This is a genomic window from Myxococcus sp. AM009 (assembly GCF_013372605.1).
GTDB classification, from domain to species: Bacteria; Myxococcota; Myxococcia; order Myxococcales; family Myxococcaceae; genus Myxococcus; species Myxococcus vastator.
Genome location: NZ_JABXEP010000060.1, coordinates 1 through 21,842 on the forward strand (window position 1 = coordinate 1; position 21,842 = coordinate 21,842).

At 68.2% G+C, this 21,842-nt stretch carries 17 protein-coding genes and 1 tRNA gene; 6 read left to right on the top strand and 12 right to left on the bottom strand.

Annotated elements, in window-relative coordinates; genetic code table 11:
- Nucleotides 1–398 precede the first annotated feature (398 nt).
- The 8 genes from dbpB (HV824_RS16715) to HV824_RS16750 form a co-directional block, all read right to left on the bottom strand.
- Entirely contained in the window at nucleotides 399–1,574 is a 1,176-nt protein-coding gene (dbpB, locus tag HV824_RS16715) for a DGQHR domain-containing protein DpdB (protein ID WP_176423721.1), read from the bottom strand.
- 26 nt (nucleotides 1,575–1,600) lie between these two features.
- Complete coding sequence (gene dpdA / locus HV824_RS16720) at nucleotides 1,601–2,863, bottom strand: tRNA-guanine transglycosylase DpdA (RefSeq protein ID WP_176423722.1); 1,263 nt, start codon at nucleotides 2,861–2,863, stop codon at nucleotides 1,601–1,603.
- On the bottom strand, nucleotides 2,860–3,999 hold the full coding sequence (gene dbpB, locus HV824_RS16725) for a DGQHR domain-containing protein DpdB (protein WP_176418759.1): 1,140 nt from the start codon (nucleotides 3,997–3,999) through the stop codon (nucleotides 2,860–2,862). The genes dpdA and dbpB (HV824_RS16725) overlap by 4 nt, the downstream gene beginning before the upstream one ends.
- Nucleotides 3,996–4,898, bottom strand: a complete 903-nt coding sequence (locus tag HV824_RS16730) for a hypothetical protein (protein ID WP_368738068.1) — start codon at nucleotides 4,896–4,898, stop codon at nucleotides 3,996–3,998. Before HV824_RS16730 ends, dbpB (HV824_RS16725) begins: the two co-directional genes overlap by 4 nt.
- 67 nt (nucleotides 4,899–4,965) lie before the next feature.
- Nucleotides 4,966–5,616: a 7-carboxy-7-deazaguanine synthase gene (queE, locus tag HV824_RS16735; protein WP_176423724.1), complete on the bottom strand. Its 651-nt coding sequence runs from the start codon at nucleotides 5,614–5,616 to the stop codon at nucleotides 4,966–4,968.
- 259 nt (nucleotides 5,617–5,875) lie between these two features.
- A complete protein-coding gene (locus HV824_RS16740; RefSeq protein WP_176423725.1) occupies nucleotides 5,876–9,742 on the bottom strand; it encodes a DEAD/DEAH box helicase in 3,867 nt (1,288 codons plus the stop codon).
- A gap of 208 nt (nucleotides 9,743–9,950) precedes the next feature.
- Nucleotides 9,951–10,023, bottom strand: a tRNA-Phe gene (locus tag HV824_RS16745).
- A gap of 88 nt (nucleotides 10,024–10,111) precedes the next feature.
- Nucleotides 10,112–10,906 carry a sigma-70 family RNA polymerase sigma factor gene (locus HV824_RS16750; protein WP_176423726.1) on the bottom strand — a complete coding sequence of 265 codons (795 nt, stop codon included), beginning with the start codon at nucleotides 10,904–10,906 and terminating at the stop codon, nucleotides 10,112–10,114.
- A gap of 117 nt (nucleotides 10,907–11,023) precedes the next feature.
- Between HV824_RS16750 and nhaR the strand changes: the two genes are divergently transcribed.
- Complete coding sequence (gene nhaR / locus HV824_RS16755) at nucleotides 11,024–11,923, top strand: transcriptional activator NhaR (protein ID WP_176418786.1); 900 nt, start codon at nucleotides 11,024–11,026, stop codon at nucleotides 11,921–11,923.
- Nucleotides 11,924–11,940: 17 nt separating this feature from the next.
- On the opposite strand, the gene HV824_RS16760 is transcribed toward nhaR, so the two are convergent.
- From HV824_RS16760 to HV824_RS16770, 3 genes are all read right to left on the bottom strand, one after another.
- Complete coding sequence (locus HV824_RS16760; protein WP_176423727.1) at nucleotides 11,941–13,539, bottom strand: amidohydrolase; 1,599 nt, start codon at nucleotides 13,537–13,539, stop codon at nucleotides 11,941–11,943.
- A 20-nt stretch (nucleotides 13,540–13,559) separates the two neighbouring features.
- Nucleotides 13,560–13,973 (bottom strand): hypothetical protein, encoded by a 414-nt coding sequence (locus HV824_RS16765; RefSeq protein WP_176423728.1) that lies wholly within the window; start codon nucleotides 13,971–13,973, stop codon nucleotides 13,560–13,562.
- 216 nt (nucleotides 13,974–14,189) lie between these two features.
- Complete coding sequence (locus HV824_RS16770) at nucleotides 14,190–14,411, bottom strand: hypothetical protein (RefSeq protein WP_176418752.1); 222 nt, start codon at nucleotides 14,409–14,411, stop codon at nucleotides 14,190–14,192.
- A 219-nt stretch (nucleotides 14,412–14,630) separates the two neighbouring features.
- Between HV824_RS16770 and HV824_RS16775 the strand changes: the two genes are divergently transcribed.
- The 3 genes from HV824_RS16775 to HV824_RS16785 are packed head-to-tail and all read left to right on the top strand — an operon-like array spanning nucleotide 14,631 to nucleotide 18,137.
- On the top strand, nucleotides 14,631–15,941 hold the full coding sequence (locus tag HV824_RS16775; RefSeq protein ID WP_176423729.1) for a glycosyltransferase: 1,311 nt from the start codon (nucleotides 14,631–14,633) through the stop codon (nucleotides 15,939–15,941).
- Between the two features lies 1 nt (nucleotide 15,942).
- The gene (locus HV824_RS16780; protein WP_176423730.1) at nucleotides 15,943–17,298 is read left to right on the top strand and encodes a nodulation protein NfeD; all 1,356 of its coding nucleotides are present in this window, start codon (nucleotides 15,943–15,945) and stop codon (nucleotides 17,296–17,298) included.
- A complete protein-coding gene (locus HV824_RS16785) occupies nucleotides 17,298–18,137 on the top strand; it encodes a slipin family protein (protein ID WP_176418785.1) in 840 nt (279 codons plus the stop codon). The genes HV824_RS16780 and HV824_RS16785 overlap by 1 nt, the downstream gene beginning before the upstream one ends.
- 6 nt (nucleotides 18,138–18,143) lie before the next feature.
- Here HV824_RS16785 and HV824_RS16790 read toward each other — a convergent pair whose 3' ends face one another.
- On the bottom strand, nucleotides 18,144–18,605 hold the full coding sequence (locus HV824_RS16790) for a DUF2721 domain-containing protein (protein WP_176418749.1): 462 nt from the start codon (nucleotides 18,603–18,605) through the stop codon (nucleotides 18,144–18,146).
- 124 nt (nucleotides 18,606–18,729) lie between these two features.
- Between HV824_RS16790 and HV824_RS16795 the strand changes: the two genes are divergently transcribed.
- A complete protein-coding gene (locus HV824_RS16795) occupies nucleotides 18,730–19,215 on the top strand; it encodes a MerR family transcriptional regulator (RefSeq protein WP_176423731.1) in 486 nt (161 codons plus the stop codon).
- Nucleotides 19,212–21,785: a VIT domain-containing protein gene (locus HV824_RS16800; protein WP_176423732.1), complete on the top strand. Its 2,574-nt coding sequence runs from the start codon at nucleotides 19,212–19,214 to the stop codon at nucleotides 21,783–21,785. The genes HV824_RS16795 and HV824_RS16800 overlap by 4 nt, the downstream gene beginning before the upstream one ends.
- Nucleotides 21,786–21,842: the final 57 nt, after the last annotated feature.

A 21,842-nucleotide genomic window follows, 5' to 3' on the forward strand; every position in this document is an offset into this window, starting at 1 on the left:
CAACGCCTCCAACTCTTCCGCTGCGATACTGCCTCTCGCCACCGTCTCTCTCCCGGTCCGCTCCAATGGGCCGAGGACGGTACCGGGGGGCATCAGGGCCCTTCACGCACGTCTGCCGGAAGGACACCGTCGAGGCGCTCGCCGAGCACGGTCCTCGTCCGCCATCAAGCCTCCTGGCACGACGTCCACCGGACGGTTACGGTCTTCCTGACGGGCTTGCCGTCGACTTCCGTCGCTAGAACACGTCCGCGAGCAACTGGGGGCATCGCGCAGGCGGAACTTCTTTGTCCCTTCGGCGAGCGTACGTGAGCGTGTCGCCGGGGGCCAGTAGACTGGGGTCAGGCGGCGTGGAGCGCTGATGCCGCCGTACCGCGAGACGCTCATTGGCCAGCACATTTTCACTTACGCTTTTTGCGCATTCTATCTGCCTTTGCATTGGGCGGCTCCGCAGTCAACGCCGCACGCGACCACACCAAGCTCTTGTACTGAACCATCAAGTAGTTGGTAAGCAACTCAATATCCTTCGACGTATTCTGAACCTCACTCCATTTCCGTTGCTGCCCAGGACCAAAGTCCCAGAATCCTGTCGTCCACCTGCAGATATCTCTCAAGGGAAGCAAGTCTGTAGCAAACTGCGCAGCGCTCGGATGGCGCCGATCACGGTATCGATCACTGATGGCGTCCATGAGCAGTCCCATGCTGATGATGCCTGCGCCATGCATCAGTCTCGACTTCTTTGGAGGCAACCCCCACGCAGCCTTGAAGACTTCCTTAACGGCCGTCCAAAAGGCGTGGAGGACTTCCAGCATCTTCTCAACGTCGGGAGGCCCGTCCTCGGACAAACTGAACCGATAGAGTACGCCGTCGTTCAGGCTATACTCCAGCATACGGAGGATCGAGTTGTCCTTGATGAGCCCACGCGGATTCGTGGCCGTTTGAATTATCCCCTGCAGCGGGGAGCCTTCGTCCAGGTTCATACGTTCCAGCAGCAACGCGGGGAGCCTGCGCCGATCCAACGCGGACGGAAGGCGAGCACTCGTCCCCGGGAGCAGTTCGTAGATCAACCCCTTAGGCAGGGGCTTCGTCGAGTTGACCAAGATGAACTGCTCGGTCTGCTGGCTCACATCATCCGTGACAAACGACGTCACACAGACAGGGAACTCCTCAATGAGCGCTTCGCGGATGGCCGCCAATCGTTGCTGTCCATCAACCACAAACCCCGGCTTCTTGTCGTCTGAAGCATCCTCCTCAAAGGGTATAGAGAGAATTCCGGGGCGAGCATACTTAGAGCCCAGCGCTTTGGGGTCTGGCCTGAATTTCACCCGTGAGTCGAAAGCAACAACCACGGCATTAGGGATCATGGGTGAGCTACTCTCCAGATAGTTGCGTATCTCATCAATATGAGAGAGCACCTCGGGGCGCTGATATCCCGTCAACCCCCCATCATCCTTGCGCCGAACCCGTGAGATCGCCGCGAACTTGGGAACCAACTTCCCATCAACTGCAAACGTGTACAGCGTCTTCCCCGGGGACTGCTTCACTTCAATGGCGGGAAGCCTCAATTCGTTTCGCATAGCAGGTCCGATTCAGTTCGTTGTCTTCAGGCGGCACTGCCCTGGCGCAGTCCGAGCTGCTTCTCGAGTTGCCGATGGAAGGTCCAGACATTGTGGAACCCGCGCCGACGGTTCCGCTCGGCACCGCGGAAGAGCACGACGTGGTGGCGCAATTCGCGGCAGACATCGCAGGGACACTTGCGCCAGGGGGCATCCGTCAGCGTTTCCCGGTAGGCCGCTTCATGCATTTTTTTTGAACCCGGATCATAGAAGCGCTCGTACTCCATCAGTACCGAAAGCGCCTCCTCCACCGAACGCTGGCCCGCATCGAACAATCTCATGACTTCGAGGCAGGCTTTCTCCAGCCTTCGTGCGACATCCTGAGACACCTCACCCGAGGAGACCTTCCGCTGTAGTGCAGGATTACCCTCGACCTGCGGAATTCTAAGCGCCGTATAGTTTTTCCCGGGCGTATAGTAGTTATCTTTGTCGTCCTTGAACGCCTGCCGCAGGGGCGAAGTGCTATCGAAGGACGTGATACCCAACCTGGCAAACTCCTTCAGATGTTCGGTCCGGGTAATCCCCAGCAAGTGGAGTTGCAGTCCTGGCTTGGCGACGTCATGGATGGCCTGGAGGCACGAAAGAAGTTCTGGCGTCTTCAGCGGAACCATTCCTCCAAGTGCGACTGAGCGATACCCCATTTTCTGCAGGTCCTTGACCGAACTCGCATAGGACATCGGGCTCCATCCTTGGGCGACGCCCATGGGCTCGAAGGAGTATTTCCCAGACTTGTGTTTCTGAAGGAACTCCCTCGCAAGCCGCAGCGTCAACTCCCGCCGCGCCCGCATGGCCTCGGGAACAAGGTCTCTGGATGCACCCCGAGCATCTGCCTCTGGCTTGTAGAGCAGGATGACGTGGTCCAACGAGAGCCCATAGTCAAAACGACAGTTCCCGTAGAAGTCGAGCACCTCCTCTACGGAATAGGGCGGTTCATCCTCCTTCACATAGGTGAATGCACCACAGTCGCCCATGATCGAGAGTTTCCGGGAGGCCTGGTCAATGCGGAAGAATTCAGGGGCGCCCAAGCGCAGCAACCTGTGGCGTTGCGCGAGCGTGTAGCGACTGCCGAGCGCGCCATACCCGTCCACGATGCCCTTGGAAACCAGAAACCCATCAAAGGGTGTCGAAGCAAAGACTTCGTGGGCATAGAGGTCATCTCTCTGCCGCTTGCGTGTCGTCGACCGCCGTTCACGCACGAAGTCAAAGCTTGGGTCAATCAAGTCCTGGCTATCGGGGAAAAAGAACTTCACGCTGCCGTCCGGCGGTTAGTCGTGTACGCACGAAGAAGAACGTTTGAAAGAAGGCGGATGTGCTGGGGCGTATTCTGGACTTGATTCCACGCCATCCCTGTTTCGTCCCATTGCCCATCCGTCCAACGACATACTGCACGAATCCGCGAGAGCTCCGAGCGGACCAATCGCGGTGCCTGAGCATCCGTGATGTCGATGTTGCTCATGATTCTATCCATCAGTCGCCCCATGGCGCCGATGCCTGCCCCGTGCATCAAGCGGCTCCGCGCTGGTGGGAGCCCCCACGCCCCAGGAAAGATGTCCTTCACCGCCGTCCAATAGAGGAGCAAAACGCGATGGACCGAATCAAAGTCCGTCTCTCCAGTAGCGACATTTCGATGGGGGAAGAGACAGCCTGTCATCCCCGACAAGCTGTCCTTGATCATCTTCACCACCGCCATATCCGTTACAATCGCGCTGCGACGCGCAATCGCATCCATTGACGGGCGGCGAATAAGCCCCCTGAAGGGCGATTCCGGATCTCGGTTCAGCAAGTCACAGAGAGCTGCTGGGGCTTTATGCGCCGCCAGGTTCGGAGGCAGGAGGGTTGACACCTCCGGAAGAAGTTCCGTGATGAGGCCACGAGGCAGCGGCTTGGTGTTGTTGACCCGCAAGAACTGGTCACGCTGGAGGTCAACTTCATCCGCGATAAAGGCATTCACAGGGACCAGAAGATCCTGTCGCCGGCACTGAGATAGCGCCAATGCCCGCTGCTGCCCGTCCACAATCCAAGCGGGCTTGGATTGCCCTGCCCGAGGCACGGGGATGCTCAACATCCCAGCCTCAGCCCACTTGTCATCGACCCGAGGCCCTCGCACCTTCTTGAACCCAATCGATGACGAGAGCGCAAGGATGATGGAGTTGGGGAAGATCACCTCTTCACTATCAAGGTAATCGACGATGTTGCGAACGTGCCGCTTCACTTCGGGCCGTTGATACCCGAGAAGGCGTCCCTCAGAGTCGCGGGACACACGCGAAACCTCCGCCACCTGCAGCAGTTCCTTGGCACTCAACGAAAAAAGGAACAGTGGATGCTGTGGCGTCTGGATGACGCGAATGGCACGACGCTCGATGACTTTGCGCTTGACCTTCTTCATGATCCCCCCTGGACCTGGAAGAACAGACTCTTGAATCGGCTTTGCTCACAAGCAAGTTGCTGAGCCCGCAGCATGCGCAACGACGCGCTCCACGAGCTTGCTCCTTGCAACAGTGCCTTGCGAATGAAGATGCGCACTTCAGCATCTGTCAGCGGCTTTCGCGTGTACTGCCGCAGTGGAGCACTCTGCTCAATCAAACGCTCGTACTTCGCTTGGAGCGTTCTTGCGTTCAAAAAGGGCGTGCGTGACGACTGGAGAATCTCCCGAGCAACACGGGCATGCAGCGAGAGCCGAGAACCGCCCAAGCGGGATTGGTGCTGGGCGCTGGAAGGTATCCAGTGCCTGGCCAAGCCCCCGCTGGCCAACGGTGCCAGTGAGGACACGATCACCAAGCGCTCAGGGTACTGGAGCCGAGAGGCCGCCTGAGCGAGGTCGTCTTCGACTGCGGCGACATAGAGGGGTGAAGCAACAATCAGCACGTTCGACTGCGGCTGCTCAGTCGCCAGTTGACTGATACTTCGTGCGGAACTTCGACTGGGTCCGGAATAAGTGGCGAGCGTTCTCCACCAGACCTTGAGTTGCGCGGCCGTGTCGCGTCTCGCGGCATCGTGGACGACGGAGTCAAAGTGCCCCCGGGAGAAAGTCGCTGAGTACGGCCGAATCAGCGCACTTCCTGGAATGAGCCCATAGCCTGCGGATACGACCCAGAGGTTCGGCGTGAATCCGATGGCCTTGGCAACCTCCGAAAGGCTGAGAACCACACTCCAGTGTTCCCCGGCATAGAGAGCATCGGCGGTTCTTGTTTCGGAGGTACTCGTCTCCAGTTGTCTCCACCACGCGCGCGCACGTTGTGCGATGTCCGCGGCATTCGCGTTGCGAAGGCGGAGTGAATCGGGCACGGGGAGGTTCTTACGGTCCGTGCAGCTCGCGATGATGTGGAGGTCTGTCATCGTCGCACCGCAAGGGTCAGCGGATTCCCGCGACCTTGTGCATCTGCAGTCCCAGCCGCCAGCGAGGATGCTCCAGGCAGTAATGGAGCGCTCGCTCCATGTTGGCCGCCTGCGTCGGCCCGTCCATGGGTTGAAGGAAGAAGTGCGCGAACTCCAGTTCCACGAAGAGATCTGGGTCGAAACCCGGTTGGGGGAATACGAACTTGAGCTCATTCCCCGAGCGCTGGACCAGCGTGCTTCCAGCCTTGGGGCTCACGCAGATCCAATCCACGGATGAAGGAACGGGCTGTGTCCCGTTCGTTTCAACGGCCACGAAGAATCCTTGGGCGTGCAGCGCATCAATCAACGGGGCATCCAACTGAAGCAACGGCTCGCCCCCCGTACACACCACCATGGGCGCTTGCCCCGCGGCATGCGAGTGCGGCCAGGCAGCAGCGACAGCCTCCGCCAGAGCCACCGCTGAGGAGAACCGGCCTCCGCATGGCCCATCCATGCCGACGAAGTCGGTATCACACCAACGGGAACAACCGCCGGCGCCCTTTTCCCGGTCGCGCTCCAGGCCACTCCAGAGGTTGCACCCCGTGAAGCGGAGGAACACCGCCGCGCGCCCGGCTTGAGCCCCTTCGCCCTGGAGCGTGTAGAAAAGCTCCTTGACCGCGTAGCTCATCGCGGGACTCCTGGCTCCAATCGGGCAGCACTCATGGGTCCCTCCTTACTCCGAGAAACCGCAGGGCGCGTGTGTGAAGTCCATGTGCAGTTACTGAAGTGCACATGGCGTTGATATCTACATCCACGCCCGGTCCTACTCGAAGGGAAATTTCCACATTCGCCCACTCCGAAGGTGCGAACACCCTCGGAGGTCTCGCTTCATCGCGGCCACGAAGCCCAGGACGGCCGCGGGCTCCGAAGTCCCCAGAACCGCCCCCTCACGCCTCCCCAGCCGCGCCGAAGCGCAGCAGCGCCAGGATCTGCTCGGGAGAGAGGGCGGCGCCCCCGTCCGCTCCGGAGAGGAGGCTGTCGGCCAGCTCTCGCTTCTGCGCGTGGAGCGCGAGGATGGCCTCCTCCAGGGTCCCCTCGGAGACGAGCCGGGACACGGTGACGGGGCGCGTCTGACCGATGCGGTGTGCCCGGTCCGTGGCCTGGTCCTCCACCGCGGGGTTCCACCAGGGGTCCAGGTGGATGACGTGGTCCGCGGCGGTGAGGTTGAGGCCCGTGCCTCCCGCCTTCAGCGAGATGAGGAACAAGTCACCCTGCCCTCCCTGGAAGGCCTCCACGCGAGCCTGCCGCTCCGTCGGCGGTGTCTGCCCATCCAGGTACTGCATGGACACGCCTCGCGCCGCCAGCGCCTCGCGCGCCAGCGCCAGGTGCTTCACGAACTGGCTGAAGACGAGCGACCGGCCCCCCGAGGCGCGCACCGTGTCCACCAGCTCCAGCAGCCGCTCCAGCTTGGAGGACGGAAGGGCCGAGTCCTCGTCAACGAGCCGAGGGTGGCACGCAGCCAGCCGCAGCCGGGTGAGCGCGGCCAGGAGCTCGAAGCGAGCGTCCATCCCAGGCGCATCCCCGACCTGCGCCAGCGCGGCCAGCCGCACGTCGTCGTAGAGCCGGCGCTCGCCCGCGCTCAGGGCCACGGAGACCACCGTCTCGATTCGCGCGGGCAGCTCGCGCGCCACCTCGCCCTTGGTGCGGCGCAGCAGGAAGGGACGGACCACCCGCGCCAGCGAGTCCCGGGCCCCCGCGTCCCTGTCCCGCTCGATAGGGACGGCGAAGCGTGAACGAAAGGACTCACGGCTGCCCAGCAGCCCCGGGAAGAGCAGCGCGTAGAGGCTCCAGAGCTCCGACAGGCGGTTCTCCACGGGCGTGCCCGTCAGCGCGACGCGCGCGTCCGCCTTCACGGTGCGCAGGGCGCGGGCGCGCGCGGTGTCCGGGTTCTTCACCGCCTGGGCTTCGTCCACCACCAAGGTGGCGAAGGACACGTCCTCGAAGCGCTTCGCATCCTTGACCAGCAGCCCGTAGCTGGCGACGAGCACGTCCCCGGGCCCCAGCACCTCCAGCAGCGCCTCGCGCTCCGACTCGCGGTAGGAGTGGATGCGCAGCGAGGGGGCGAAGCGCGCCGCCTCGCGCGCCCAGTTGAAGCAGACGGAGGTGGGCGCCACCACCAGCGCCGGGCCCTCGGCCGCGCGGTGCAGCAAGAGCGCGAGCGCCTGGAGCGTCTTTCCCAGGCCCATGTCATCCGCGAGGCACGCGCCACCGCCCCATGAGGCCAGCCGCGCCATCCACGCGAAGCCCTCTCGCTGGTAGTCCCGCAGTCCCGCCTTCAACTTCCGGGGAACCGCCACCTTCGACGCCTGCGCCTCCCGGATGCGGGTGGCCAGCTTGCGCCAGTCCGGTGGCGCCTGCACCCGCGCGCCCGCCTCCTCCAGTCCGTCCAGCACGGGCGCTGCCGCCGCGCTCACCTCCAGGCCCTTGCGCGTGGGGAAGGTCAGGTCGGCCAGGGGCGCGAGCCGCTCGCGCAGCGAATCGGTGAGGCGCATCCAACGCCCCGGCCCGAGCCGAACGTAGCGGCTGCGGCGGCGCACGGCCTCCAGCAGCACCGCCAGCGCCACGCGCTCGCCGTCCACCTTCAGCTCTCCCTCCACGCCGAACCAGTCCTGCCCACTCCCCACCTTCACCCGCAGCGCCGACGCGTCGGGCGTGCTGGACACCCGCCAGGGCTGCTGCTGCGCCCACTCCACCCGCACCCCTTCCCCGTCATCCAAGGGCGCCAGCGCCTCCAGCAAGGCCAGGCTGGACGCCACATCCCCCCGCGTGAAGCGGAGGGCGCCGTGAGGCAGCCCCAGGCGCTCCAGCAGGACGGCGGCCTCGGCGCGCTCCGCCGCCAGGTTCCGCGATACCCGGACGCGCTGGCGGCCACGCACCCCGCGCACCACGGGCGCGCCTTCTCCAGGCACGAGCAGCGGCCCCTCCCGGAGCGGCCGGGCCAGCACCGTCCCCTCCAGCGCCTCCTCGCCCACGGGCCGGAGCCGGACCCACAGGCCCCGCTCGGGCTCGACCTCCGCCCCTTCCATCGACGACGGCAGCGTCAACGGCACGCGGGCCTCCAGCCCGGACAGCCGCGACAGCAAGTCGCCCCGCGCGGAGGCTGGGAGCCGCGCCCCCGTCTCGCGCAGGGTCGCGAGCAGCTCACCCGCCTCCGGCGCCACGGCGAGCAAAGTGACGCGAGGCACCTCCCGCTCCAACAGCAACCACGGCTGGGACGTCCTCGCCGCGGACGTGGGCGGATGCAGGTCCCCCATCTGGACAGCGGCGCCTTCGACGGCGGGGCGCACGCGCAGCGTCCCGTCATCCTGCTCCTCGAAGAGGAAGCCCAGCGGAGCCTCGCGGACCTGGAGTGGCGCGTCGGGACGCTCCGCCAGGTGCAGCCGCGCGCTATGGGTCAACGCCCGCAGCGCCTGGAGCAGCAGCACCCAATGCCCCTCCTCCGCGGACGGATTGAAGCTGAATCCCGATGACGCCAACGAGGCGCTCGCCTCCACCAAGGCCAGCGCCTCGCGCTCGCCGGGGGCGGTGAGCAGGGCGAGCGCCGCCGGCCGGTCCCTCCAGCCCATCTGGGTCCCCTTGGAGAGCTTCCCCGTCTTCATCGGCCGGTGCAGGTAGGCGCGGAGTGTGAAGGCGAGCGACGTGCCTTGCTCCAGACGGAAGCTCACCTGGGACTCGGGCGCGTCTTCGGCGGGAGCCGCGAGCGAAGAGTCCTCCAGTGTCTTGAGGATGTACTGCCCGGGGACGACATAGAGCAGCTCCGCCAGCCGGGCGTTGCGCGCCGCATCGGCGTCCTGGGTGAGCGAGTCCAGCACCGCGTCCAGCGCCGTGAGCGCGTGCACGCAGCCGGCGCCGGAGCCCCGCGTACACCGACAGCGGACCCCCGCCCCGCCATCCAGCAGCGCATGGGGCTCCACGATGACGCCCTGGAAGTGCGCATCGGAGAGCAGGGGGTGGGCTGGCAACGCGCCCGTCTCCGACACGAGCAGCCGCGCGGGGCGCTCCCGGAGGAGGATGGCCGGTGGAGTCTCCAGCACGCGAGGAGGCACCCGCGCGCGCAGGCGCTCACGCTCCTGGAGGAGCGCCTCCATCAGCGGCTTCAGCCGGACGTCCGTGGGCGGCGGTCGCGGCGCGGCGTCCTGCTCCCGCTCCAAGCCTTGGCGCACCCGCTCCGCTTCCCTGCACACATGGCCCCAGGCCGCGTCCTCCAGCAGGGCCCGGTGATGGGCGTTGAGGTAGCCCCGGGCGACGACGCTCTCCAGGACAGTCTCGATGGAGGTGTTCGACAGGTGCTGGAGGGCCCCATGCCGCCGGAGGGCATCCGGCAGGTGGGAGCCGAGCACGCTGATGGGGTCCAGCCCCGCGTGAGCCACCTGGTGCGCCTCCATCCAGGCACGAAGCGCGGCGCTGGTGTCGGGACGTCCGGTGACAAGCGCCTCGTCCGACTGGCGCAGCCAGGCGAGCCCCACGGCCACGAGGTGCTTGCAGAACGACAGCGCCAGGAAGTCGGCGCACTCGCAGGAGAAGACGTCCCCTTCGCCGCTCGCCGAGAGTCGGGCCGAGTACGGCCCCTGGCGCCCCACGGCGACAGTCCCCTCGACGACCTCCCCTTGTGTCTGGACGGACAGCACCCGCTTCCGGGCGAGCAGGTCCTTGCCCTGTTCGTAGAGGTCCTCACCCGCCTCCTCACGGAGCAGGGCATCCGTCAGCCACCGCCCCAGCGTGGAGCGGGCATTCCCCGAAGCCACTTCAAGCATCCGCGATCTTTATCCCCACCCAGCAGGTCGTGCCCGTGTCATTTCCACTCCCGCGGCTGGACGCAACCTGGGGCCGCGCGGCACACCTGTCCAGACGCACACGAGCGCGAGCGTGGCTTGGAGACTCGGTGGGTCCGCGAGCAAGCGCGGCGCCGGAAACGACAAAGGCCTCTGGACTTTGGGTCCAGAGGCCTTCATGTCCGCTGAGTGCCCAGGGGCGGAATCGAACCACCGACACGGGGATTTTCAATCCCCTGCTCTACCGACTGAGCTACCTGGGCGTAAGGGGCACCGCGCGGAACGGCGCCTTCATAGCGAGCCCCTCCCTCCTCCGTCAACTGCATTCTCCGCCGCCCGGGCAGGCGGGCGTCAGGCCGCCAGGGACATCGCCTCCCCGTCCCAGGACGTGAGGCCGGCCGTCAGCCTGTGGCGCAGCTTCACCCGCAGGCCCTGTTCGATCTGCCGGATGCGCACCGCCGTCACCCCGAAGCGGCGCGCCAGCAGCTCCGCGCTCACCCCGTCCTCCGCCAGCATCCGCTCCTCCACGAGCGCGCGCTCCCGGGCGTCCAGCTCCGGCCAGGCCTCATCCACGCTCGCCCGGAGCCGCCGCGCCCACTTCGCCCGGTCCACCAGGTCCTCCTGCGAGTCCGTGTCCGCCATCAGCCCCTCCAGCCGTGTGGTCTCCGAGTCCGGCGACACCGGCGCGTCCAGCGACACGTCCCGCGACAGCGCCTCCATGGCGCGGGCCACCTCGTCCTCCCGCTTCCCCAGGGCCTCGGCCAGACGCCGCTCCACCTCCGGGTGGCCCTCCCCCCACCGGGCCTCCAGCCGCGCCCGCTCCCGCCGGAGCTGGAACACCACCCACGACGCCCGGCCGCCCGCCATGCTCCAGTTGCGGCCCACGTAGGCGCGGATGCGCGCGCGAATCCACTGGCTGGCATAGGCCCCGAACGGCACCCCGCGCTCCTCGAACCGCCCCGCCGCCTCCATCAACCCGACGTTGCCCTCCGCCACGAGCTCGTCCATCGACAGGCCGGTCCACCGGTATTTCCACGCCAACCGCCGCACCAACTCCAGGTGCCCACGGACGCGCGCTTCAACGACCTCGGCCGCAACCACGAGCTCAGGGGATTCAACGGACACGTTCAGGCTGATGGTTTCCATGGACCTCCTCCGGTTGGACGCGCCCACACGACGGCGCGACGCAGAGGAAATTAAAGGCCCGGGCTCCATAAGAAAATTAGGTAGTTTAACTGACATACTTCGGCTATCTCTATGGATATGAGCTGGCTCAACTACCACCACCTCCTGTACTTCTGGACGGTTGCGAGGGCGGGCAGCATCGCCAAGGCGGGCGAGGAGCTGCACCTGGCGCAGCCCACCATCAGCAGCCAGCTCAAGCTCCTGGAGGAGTCGCTGGGCCACAAGCTGTTCGAGCGCCAGGGCCGCAAGCTGGTGCTCACGGACGTGGGCCGCACGGTGATGCGCTACGCGGACGAAATCTTCCGCCTGGGCAATGAGCTGAAGAACGTCGTCTCCGGCCTGCCGCCCGGACAGCAGCTGCGGCTCAACGTCGGCGTGCTCGACGTCATCCCCAAGCTGGTGGCGGAGCAGCTCCTCAAGCCCGCGCTGGAGGCGGGCCCATCGCTGCGCATCATCTGCCGCGAAGGCCCCCTGCCGCAGCTGCTCGCCTCACTGGCCCTGCATGAGCTGGACGTGGTGCTCGCGGACGCGCCCAGCTCGGAGCCCGTGAGCGTGCGCTCGTTCAATCACTTGCTCGGCAAGTGTGGCGTGTCCTTCTTCGCTGCCGGGAAGCTGCTCGAGCTCAAGGAGAACTTCCCTCAGTCGTTGGATGGCGCGCCCGTGCTGTTGCCGTCGGACGAGTCCTCCGCGCGCCGCTCCATGGACCTGTGGTTTGAGCGCAAGGGCCTGCGCCCCGTCATCGCGGGGGACTTCGATGACAGCGCGCTGCTCCAGGCCTTCGGCCAGCGCGGGCACGGCGTCTTCGCCATGCCCAGCGCCATCGAGGCGGAGGTGGAGCGTCAGTTCAACTGCTCCGTCATCGGGCGCACCGACGAAATCGAGACCTGCTTCTACGCCATCACCGTCGAGCGGAAGATTCGCCACCCCGCCGTCGTCACCATCGCCGAGGCGGCGCGCTCGCACATCTTCGGCGATTGAACCGGGAGGCGCCGCGCTCAAGCCACGGACGGCGCGCGGTACACCTCCGCGCCAGCGACCACGGTGGCGAGGACCTGGGCCTTCACCAGCGCCGAGGCGGGCCCCTCCAGCGGGTCTTCCGACAGGACCACGAAGTCGGCGTCCAACCCTGGGAACAGCCTGCCGCGCCGGGCTTCGTCGAAGGACGCCCAGGCGGGCCCGGTGGTGAAGCCCTCCAGCGCCTCGCGCGCCGTCAGCCGCTCCTCCGGCCTCCACCCGGACTCGGGCCAGCCCGCCGTGTCCTGCCGCGTGCGCGCCGCGTGCAGCCCCGCCAGCACGTCCGGATTCTCGATGGGGAAGTCACTGCCCAGCGCCAGGTGCGCGCCCGCGTCGCGCAGGCTGCGCCAGGCATAGGCGCCCTTCAGCCGCTCGCGGCCCAACCGCGACTCCGCCCACGGCATGTCGCTGGTCGCGTGGGTGGGCTGCACGCTCGCCACCAGCCCGGCGGCCCCCAGACGGAGGAGGTCCTCGCGCCGGAGAATCTGCGCGTGCTCCACGCGGTGCCGCAGCGCCTGCGTGCCCGTCTCCGCGGCGCCGCGCAGCAGCACGTCCAGCACCAAGGTATTGGCACGGTCTCCAATGGCGTGGATGCACACCTGGAAGCCCCGGGACATGAAGGCCTGGGCGCGCGCGGCGAGCTCCTCGGGTGGCAGCAGCAACAGGCCCCGCTGTCCTGGCTCGTCGCAGTAGTCCTCATGCAGCGCGGCGCCGCGGCTCCCCAGCGCGCCGTCGGCCAGGAACTTCACCGAGCGCATCGCCAGCATCCGCCCCTGCCACGGGCCCTGCTCCAGGTATGCGTGCCGCTCGTCGCCCTGGCCCGCCGCCATCGCGTAGACGCGCAGCGGCAACGTGCCCGCGGCGTCCCACGCTTGGAGCACGCGAAAGGCATCCCGCTCCATGCCCGCGTCGTGCACGCCGGTCAGCCCCACCTGCGCGCAGCGGGTCAGCGCGGCCCGCAGCCGAGTCTCCAGTTGCGCGGTGGAAGGCGGAGGCATCGCGGCGGCGACCCCGTCCATGGCGTTGTCCACCAGCACGCCCGTGGGCTCGCCGTGCGCGTCCTTGAGGATGCGGCCCCCCTCCGGGTCCGGCGTGTCGCGGGTGATGCCGGCGCGCCGCAGCGCCTCGCCATTCACCCAGGCCGCGTGGTGGTCCACCCGGGTGAGGAAGACGGGCGTCGAGGGGAAGCGCGCGTCCAGCGCCTCGCGGCCCGGGAAGGCGCCACCGGGCCACTCGTTCTGGTCCCAGCCTCTTCCCAGCAGCCAGTCTCCCTGGAAGCTGGAGGCGGGCGCCTCGGTCAGCCGGCGGAGGGCCTCATCCACCGAGCCCGCCTTCTCCAGCCGCACCGTCGTCAGGCTCCGGCCCAGCCCGTGGATGTGCGCGTGCGCGTCCACGAGGCCCGGCACCACGGTGGCGGCGCCCAGGTCCACACGGCGCGCATCCGGCCCCGCGGCGGCCTCCGCTTCTTCGCGAGTCCCCACGGCCAACAGCCGCCCATCCCGCACCGCCAGCGCCTGGGCCCGTGGCCGCGCCGCATCCAACGTCCAGACCCGCTCCGCCAGGTAGACTGTCGTCCGCACCGTGACTCCCTCCGCGTGCCTCACCGCTGAACGGCCAGGATGCGCCAGCCGTCCACATCGACCGCGTACGTCGCGCCCACATCCAGGGCAAGGCCTTCTTGAACACAGGCCCCCGCCTTGGGCGAAACCAACACGACGCTGTCGGACAGCGCCTTCGCCAACACGTCGTATGAACTTCGCTGCGCGAGGCACACCTCATCGGGTGTCGGGTCCTTGGGAGGCTTCGCGCCCCTCGGCAAGAAGTCATCCATCGCCAGCCCGACCGCGGTGGAGAGGGTGGCTGGAATGAAGGTGTGCTCCCCCGGAGGAAAGCCCAAGGGAAACACGAACCTCGCCGACTCCTCGGGCGGTGCGCGCTCGGGGCGAAATGGGCGCTGAAACAGCGAGCACGCCGATAGCGACAGACACGAGAGAAGAAGAACCACGCGGCGCATGAGGGCTCCAGGCATCGACACCTGATGCAGCAGTATGACTCTACGCCTTCTCCCAAGGCGTAGAGGGTGCCGCAGTCCTTCTGGCCGACGTGATCCACTGTCGCAGTGGAAGCTTCATGATGGCGCGGCCGCGACCCCAGATGTGAGAGCCTCGACGCCCCGCGGACGTGCGGAGCGCTCGATACCAAGACTCAACCAACACAGCCCTGCCCCTGCCTACTCCGCCGACGTGCCCGCGTCGGTCTCCGGCGTGCCCGCGTCGGTCTCCGGCAGGGGCGTCGCGGGGCCGGCGGGGGAGTCCGCCACGGTCTGCACGGGCTCGCGAATCTGGTCCGGGCCCATCAAAGGCTGACGGTCCTCCGTTCCTTCGGGCTGCGTGGTCTTGCAGGCAAGCGCGGCAACCGCCAGGCCCAGGGCAATGAGAACGGCACGACGCATGTAGCCTCCTTACCGAATCGAGTCGCGGACGGGCCCCAGGGAGCGTGCCCTCCAGCGACAATCTGTCGACGACTTCGCGCGTCCACCAGCGGATGCCCGGGCACGGCTTCGGGCGCTTGCCCCCAGGGCCGGACAGCAGCCTGGCGGACACAGGGCGCGGGATGATGCCGCGGCCCATGCGCACCGTTGCCTGGAGCGCGCACCTGGGAGGCCGAGGCCATGCTGGACGTCGTCGACGTCGGCAAGCGTTCGCTTGCCACCTATCGAGGGATTGCTCCCGACGAAATCCTCGACGAACTGCACCGGCTCTCCGAGGACCTGCGCGGTGCCCGGTGCATGCACCTGAGCGCCACGCCCTACGGCGGCGGCGTCTCCGAAATCCTCCGCTCCCTGGTCCCGCTCTACAACGACCTGGGCCTCGTCACGGACTGGAAGCTCATCCACGGCGACGACAATTTCTTCCAGGTCACCAAGCGCATCCACAACGGCCTGCAAGGCGCGCCCGGCGAGCTCACCGAGTCCGAGAAGGCCACCTACCTGGCCAACGCCCAGCTCAACGCCCACCGGCTCGTCTCGGATTCGGAGAACTACGACTTCGTCTTCGTCCATGACCCGCAGCCCGCCGTGCTCGCCACGCTCAGCCCCCATCTCGATGCGCGCTGGATATGGCGCTGCCACATCGACACTTCGCACCCCAACCCGGCCTTCTGGGACTTCCTGTCGCCCTACCTGCACGCCTACGACGCCGCCATCTTCACCCTGCAAGAGTTCATTCCACCGCGGCTCCCCATCTCCGACGTCCGCATCTACCCGCCCGCCATCGACCCGCTCAGCCCCAAGAACCATCCGCTGCATGAGTCACTCGCGCGCGACGTGCTGGAGTGGATTGGCATCCGCACCCACCGGCCGCTCATCACCCAGGTCAGCCGCTTCGACCGGTGGAAGGACCCGCTCGGCGTCGTCCGCGCCTACCAGCGCGTGCGCCCCCACGTCCCCGACCTCCAGCTCGCGCTCGCGGGCTCACTGGCCCTGGACGACCCGGAGGGCTGGGAGGTGTACGAAGAGCTCCGCGCCGCCACCGCGGGCGACAGCCTCATCCACATCCTCACCAACCTGGTCGGCGTGGGGAACATCGAGGTCAACGCGCTCCAGGCCTTCTCCGACGTCGTCGTCCAGAAGTCCCTGCGCGAGGGCTTCGGGCTCGTCGTCGCGGAGTCGCTGTGGAAGAGCACCCCCGTCGTCGGCAGCCGCGTGGGCGGCATTCCCATTCAGATGCCCGAGGGCACCGGCGGCTTCCTCGTGGACACCGTGGAGGAGTGCGCGGAGGCCATGCTCCACCTGCTCCGCCGTCCCGACGAGGCCCGGCTGCTGGGCGCGCGCGGACACGAGCATGTGCGTCAGCACTTCCTCATGCCCCGGATGCTGAGGGACCACCTGCGGCTGCTCAAGCACCTGGCCGCCGTGCGCCCGCTGCCGCCGCGCGGCATCGTCCCTGTCTCCTTCAACCCCGCCAGCCTCCAGGGGGTGTGAGATGCACGCACGGGCACGATGGCGACTCGCGGGCCCGGCCCTCCTGTGTGTCCTCATGGCGGGCCTGCTCGCGTCCGCGGCCGAGGCCCCCACGACGACCGGTCAGCCCACCGTGGCGCGCTGCGACCTGGAGGGCGTGGTCGACGCCGGCACCAGCGGCTACCTGTCCGACTGCGTGGCGCGCGCCGGGGCCGCGGGACATGACGCGCTGCTCGTCCGGCTGGACACCCCCGGCGGCTCGCTGGAGGCCACACGGCAAATCGTCCGGGCCTTCCTGGCGTCATCTGTCCCGGTGCTCGTCTGGGTCGGCCCCTCCGGCGCACACGCGGGCAGCGCGGGCGTCTTCATCACCCTGGCCTCCAACGTCGCGGCCATGGCGCCGGGCACCAACATCGGGGCCGCGCATCCGGTGGTGGGCCCCTCCGGTCAGTCTCCGGAAGCCGTGGGCGGCGAGCAACTGGCCCGCAAGGTGGAGAACGACGCCGTCGCGTTCGCGGAGAGCATCGCCCAGCAGCGGGGCCGCAATGCGCAGTGGGCCGCCTCCGCCGTGCGCGACAGCGTCAGCGTGTCCGCGGACGACGCGCGGGCGCTGCGCGTGGTGGAGTACGTCACGCCCACCGAAGCGGAGTTCCTCGCGCAGGCGGACGGGCGGCGCGTGACGGTGGCGGGTGGTGAGTCCGTGCGGCTCTCCACCCAGGATGCCCACCTCGTCACGCTGGAGCCCACGCTGTCCCAGCGCGCCGTGCACGCGCTCGCCAACCCCGGCATCGTCTATCTGCTGTTCCTGGTGGCCGCGCTGGGGCTGGTGGTGGAGCTGTCACACCCGGGCGCCATCGTCCCGGGGCTCATCGGCGCGGTGGCGCTCGTCCTGGCGCTGGTGGCGTCCTCCGCGCTGCCAGTGCGCGCGGGCGCGGTGCTGCTGATGCTGGTGGGCGCGGCCCTCATCATCGCGGAGCTGTTCGTCGCCAGTGGATTGCTCGGCGCCGCGGGCGTGGTGCTGCTGGGCCTGGGCGGCCTGTTCCTCGTGGACCGCTTCGACCCGGAGTGGTTCGTGGACCGCTCCTTCCACGTGTCGTGGACGTGGCTGGTGCCCACCACCGTGGCGCTGGCGGGCGCGGCGGCCTACGTCGCCTACCGGAGCGCGCAGACGCGGCGGATTCCCCAGCGAGGTGGCGACCTGGGGCTCGTGGGGGAGCGCGGCACCGCCCTGGCCCCGGTGACACCGGAGCGTGGCGAGGTGTTCATCCACGGAGAGCGCTGGCTCGCCACCTCCACCACGCCCATCCGCTCCGGCGCGCACGTCGTGGTGCGCGGAATGGAAGGGCTCACCCTCTTCGTCGACGAGGTACCGACATGATGCAATGGACCGGACTGCTCGGAGTGCTCATCCCCGTCGCCATCGTGTTCCTGCTCTTCCTGTCCGGGGTGCGCATCGTCAACGAGTACCAGAACGGCGTGGTGTTCCGGCTCGGGCGGTTCGTGGGCCTCAAACGCGCGGGCTTCCGCTGGCTCATCCCCTTCGTGGAGCGCATGGTCATCATCGACCTGCGCACCGTCACCCGCGACGTGCCTCCACAGGACGTCATCACCCGGGACAACGTCAGCGTGAAGGTCAACGCCGTCGTCTACTTCCGCGTCATCCACGCGGACAAGGCCGTGCTCCAGGTGGAGGACTACCTCTATGCCACCAGCCAGCTCGCCCAGACGACGCTGCGCTCCATCCTGGGCCAGGTGGAGTTGGACCAGCTCCTCTCCGAGCGCGACCGCATCAATCAGGACATCCAGCAGGTGCTCGACGCACGCACCGACCCGTGGGGCATCAAGGTGTCCAACGTGGAGGTGAAGCACATCGACCTGCCCTCGGAGATGCAGCGGGCCATCGCGCGGCAGGCCGAAGCCGAGCGCGAGCGCCGCGCGAAAATCATCGCCGCCGAGGGCGAACACCAGGCTGCCGAGAAGCTCTCCATGGCCGCCAAGGTCCTCGGGCGCTACCCGGCCACCCTCCAACTCCGCTACCTCCAGACGCTGGTGGAGATTACCTCTGGGGGCAACCACACCATCCTGCCCATCCCGCTGGACCTGCTGCGCACGCTCAGCGGCGTGAAGGCCAGCCTGGAGCAGGCCGACGATGGACACGAGGACCGGCGCTACGCCGAGGAGGAAGAAGAGGGACCTTCCGCGGGCGGCCTGTCCTGAGCGCCGTCAGTCGAAGAGCTCCTGCCGCTCCAGCTTGATGGCCCGCCGGCTCAGCCGCAGCGACGCCAACACGAGCAGCGCCGTCGCGCCCAGCAGCACCACACCCACCGCGAAGGTCACCACCGGCAGGGTCTCAGGCACCTGCGTCTGCCGCTTCGTCAGGTACAGCAGCGACGTCACCACGAAGGCCAGCAGCGCCGTGTAGGTGAAGGCAATCGCCCGGGCGAGGATGGCGTGCCGCCGGTCCAGGATGGCGACCTCCTGGCGCAGCACCGCGCGCCGGGTGTGCCCCTCCGGCAGCAGCCGCCACTCCCGCGCCATCTCCCGGATGCGCGCCGTCATGCGCGCAATCTGGTTGTCCAACCCCGTCGCCACGATGCCACACGCCGACACCATCACCGCGGGCGTCACCGCCGTGCCGATGAGCCGGATGGAAGAGAGGTCCACGACTTCCGCGAGGCCATTCATGCCCTCCTCTGTTCCACCCCACCCCAGCGGGCGCAACACCTCCGCGCACCGCCCACGCCACCGCTGCTGTCAATTCACCAGTGGCAACTTGACACCGATAGTGTCGAGTCATACTGTCTGAACCGTGAGCACGCCGAAGACACAGAGCGAATGGAAGCTGACGGAGCTGGCCGAGGCGGTGGGCGTCTCGCCGCGGACGGTGCGCTACTACGTCCAACGCGGCCTGCTTCCCGCGCCCCCCTTCCGGGGACCCGACACCGTGTACGGGGAAGCGCACCTCGTGCGGCTCAAGGCCATCCGCGTCCTGCAGGCGCGGTTCCTGCCCCTGGATGCCATCCAGGCGGAGCTGCAGCGCCTGAGCCTCGATGAGCTGCGCCAGCTCGCCGATTCGGACGCGACCCCCACGCCCCCGGTGTACGCGCAGCCGGCGCCGGGGCCCGCAGTGGTGGCGCCACCAGACCCGGCCACGGGCCTGAAACGTTACGAGCGCTGGGCGCTGCTCCCAGGGCTGGAGCTGCACGTCTCGGAAGCAGCGGACACGAAGACTCGGGCGCTCGCGGAACGCGTTCGCGCCCTCATCGCGGAGTTTCAGGAAAAGGAGAAGCCATGACCCACGAGAAGGCTGGGCTGTACACGCGCAACGGCACGCAGGTCCCCCTCCAGGGTGTTGAAGTCACGGGCGAGCTCCTCGGCGGCCATGCGCGCGTGCGCGTTCGCCAGCGCTATCGCAACGACGAGCACCAGCCGGTGGAGGCCATCTACACCTTCCCCCTCCCCTCCGATGGCACCCTCTCCGCCTTCTCCATGACGTGCGCCGGGCGGCGCATCGAAGGCGTGGTGCGGGAGCGTGAAGAGGCCTTCCGCACCTACGACGACGCGGTCACCGCGGGCCACGGCGCGGCGCTGCTGGACGAGGAGCGCCGCAACGTCTTCACCGCGCAGGTGGGCAACCTGCTGCCCGGCGAGGAGACGGTGGTGGAGGTGGAGTTCCTCCAGGCCGTCACCGCCGAGGAAGGCAGCGTGCGCTGGATGCTGCCCACGCTGGTGGCGCCTCGCTACATCCCCGGAGCGAGCACGGGCGACCGCACCGGCCACGGCCGTGAAGAGCCCACGGCCCAGGTGCCAGACGCGGACCGCATCACCCCGCCCGTGGGCGACGTGCGCTACGGGCTGCGCATGGACCTGCTCGTGGACCTGGGCCGCGAGGTGGTGGTGGAGAGCCCATCCCACGCCATCACCACCACCCGGGAGGAGGGCACCCGCGTGCGCGTCGGCTTCTCGCGCGGCGAGGTGGCTCTGGACCGCGACCTGGTGTTGAGCCTGCGCAGCTCGGACAGCAGCGCGGTGTTCACGCCGCTCGTCACCCACCGCAAGGCGGAGGGAGGCCCGGGCACCTTCGCGCTCACCGTGGTGCCGGACCTGCTGGCCATGGCCTCCGCGCCGCCCAAGCAGGAGGTGGTGTTCGTCGTGGACGTCTCTGGCTCCATGGCCGGTGAGAGCCTGCCCCAGGCCCAGGCCGCGCTCCGGCTGTGCCTGCGCCACCTGCGCGAGGGGGACCGGTTCAACGTCATCGCGTTCGAGAATCGCTTCCGTTCATTCCAGCCCGAGCCCGTGCCCTTCACGCAGCGCACGCTGGAAGAGGCGGACCGCTGGGTGGCCGCGCTGAACGCGAATGGCGGCACGGAGCTGCTCGCGCCCATGCGCGCCGCGGTGCAGGCGGCCCCCGACGGCGTCATCGTGCTGCTCACGGACGGCCAGGTAGGCAACGAGTCGGAAATCCTCCGCGAGGTGCTCGCGGCGCGGAAGACGGCGCGGGTGTACTCGTTCGGCATCGGCACCAACGTCAGCGACGTGCTGCTGCGGGACATGGCGAAGCTGACGGGCGGCGACGTGGAGTTCATCCACCCGGGCGAGCGCATCGACGACAAGGTGGTGGCGCAGTTCTCCCGCGCGCTGGCGCCGCGTGTCACCGAGCTGGAGGTCCGCTTCGACGGCGTGGAGTGTGTGGAGCTGGCGCCCGCCGAGCTGCCGCCCCTGGTGGATGGCGTGCCCTGGACGCTGCTGGGCCGCTATGCCTCACCCGGGACAGGCACGGTGACGCTGCGGGGGCGCTCGGGACGGGAGCCCTTCTCGCTCACCGTCCGCGTGGACCTGCCCGCGGTGTCGGACCGGCCGGTGGTGGAGAAGTTGTGGGCCGCCGAGCGCATCCGGGGCTGGGAGGCCGCGCAGCTCACCGGGCGCCGCGCGGAGTCCATGAAGCAGCGCATCGTCGAGCTGGCCGTCGCGCACCAAATTGTCACCCGGTACACCTCGTTCGTCGTGGTGGAGGAGCGCAAGGGCGAGCGGCGGACCTCTGGACAGGCCAACACGCGCGTCATCCCCGTGGAGGCACCCGCGGGCTGGGACATGTTCGGCGGCGCGAAGAAGGAGCAGGCCGAAATCGGTGGCGCCGCTCCCCGGCGCGGACGGATGGCCACCAGGGGCGGAATGCCGCCGCCTCCGGGGGCCCCGGTCATCGCGCGCGTCGCCAAGCCGACGGGGGCACGGCCTCTTGCCGAGGCCCCGCCCGCCCCCGCCATGCCCTCCAGCGATGCCCACGACGACGGCACGGACTGGATGATCATGAGGAGCGAGCGGCGTGAGCAGAGCAAGGCCGACGTCATGAAGAAGCGCAGCAAGGGAGGAATCCTCTCCCGCTTCTTTGACGGTGCGCCGGCCTCGGAGCCGCTGAAGGAGGCGGAGGCCGAGGAGTCCGACGCGTACCTCGCGGAGGCTCCGGCGGCCGAGGGTGGCGTCGACATGGGCGCGGAGAGCCTCCTATCGCGGCAGCTCGCCAATGGGCTCTGGGACGGCACCGGCGAAGGCTCCGAGCCCGTGCGGCAGGCACGCGCCACGGCGCTGGCCCTGCTGACGCTGCTGCGCGAGGGCATCACCAGCAGCCACCCGCTGCACGGCGCGCAGGTGAAGAAGGCGGTGGAGGCCCTGCTGTCCCTGGCCGCCAGCCTGAGCGGCGATGCCCAGGTGGCGGAGCTGGCGCTGGGCGTGGCGTGGCTGGCCGCGGCGGGCCCGCGCACCCGAGGCCGCATCGAGCAGGCCGCGAAGCCGCTGGCCGGACTCAACGGCCGGTTGGGCAACGAGGTGGCCCTGCGCGAGCACGTCGACACGCTGGCCGCGCGCTGACGCACCGCGAACAGACGGCGGCATGACTGACACATGCCGCCGTCGCGCCTGGCATAC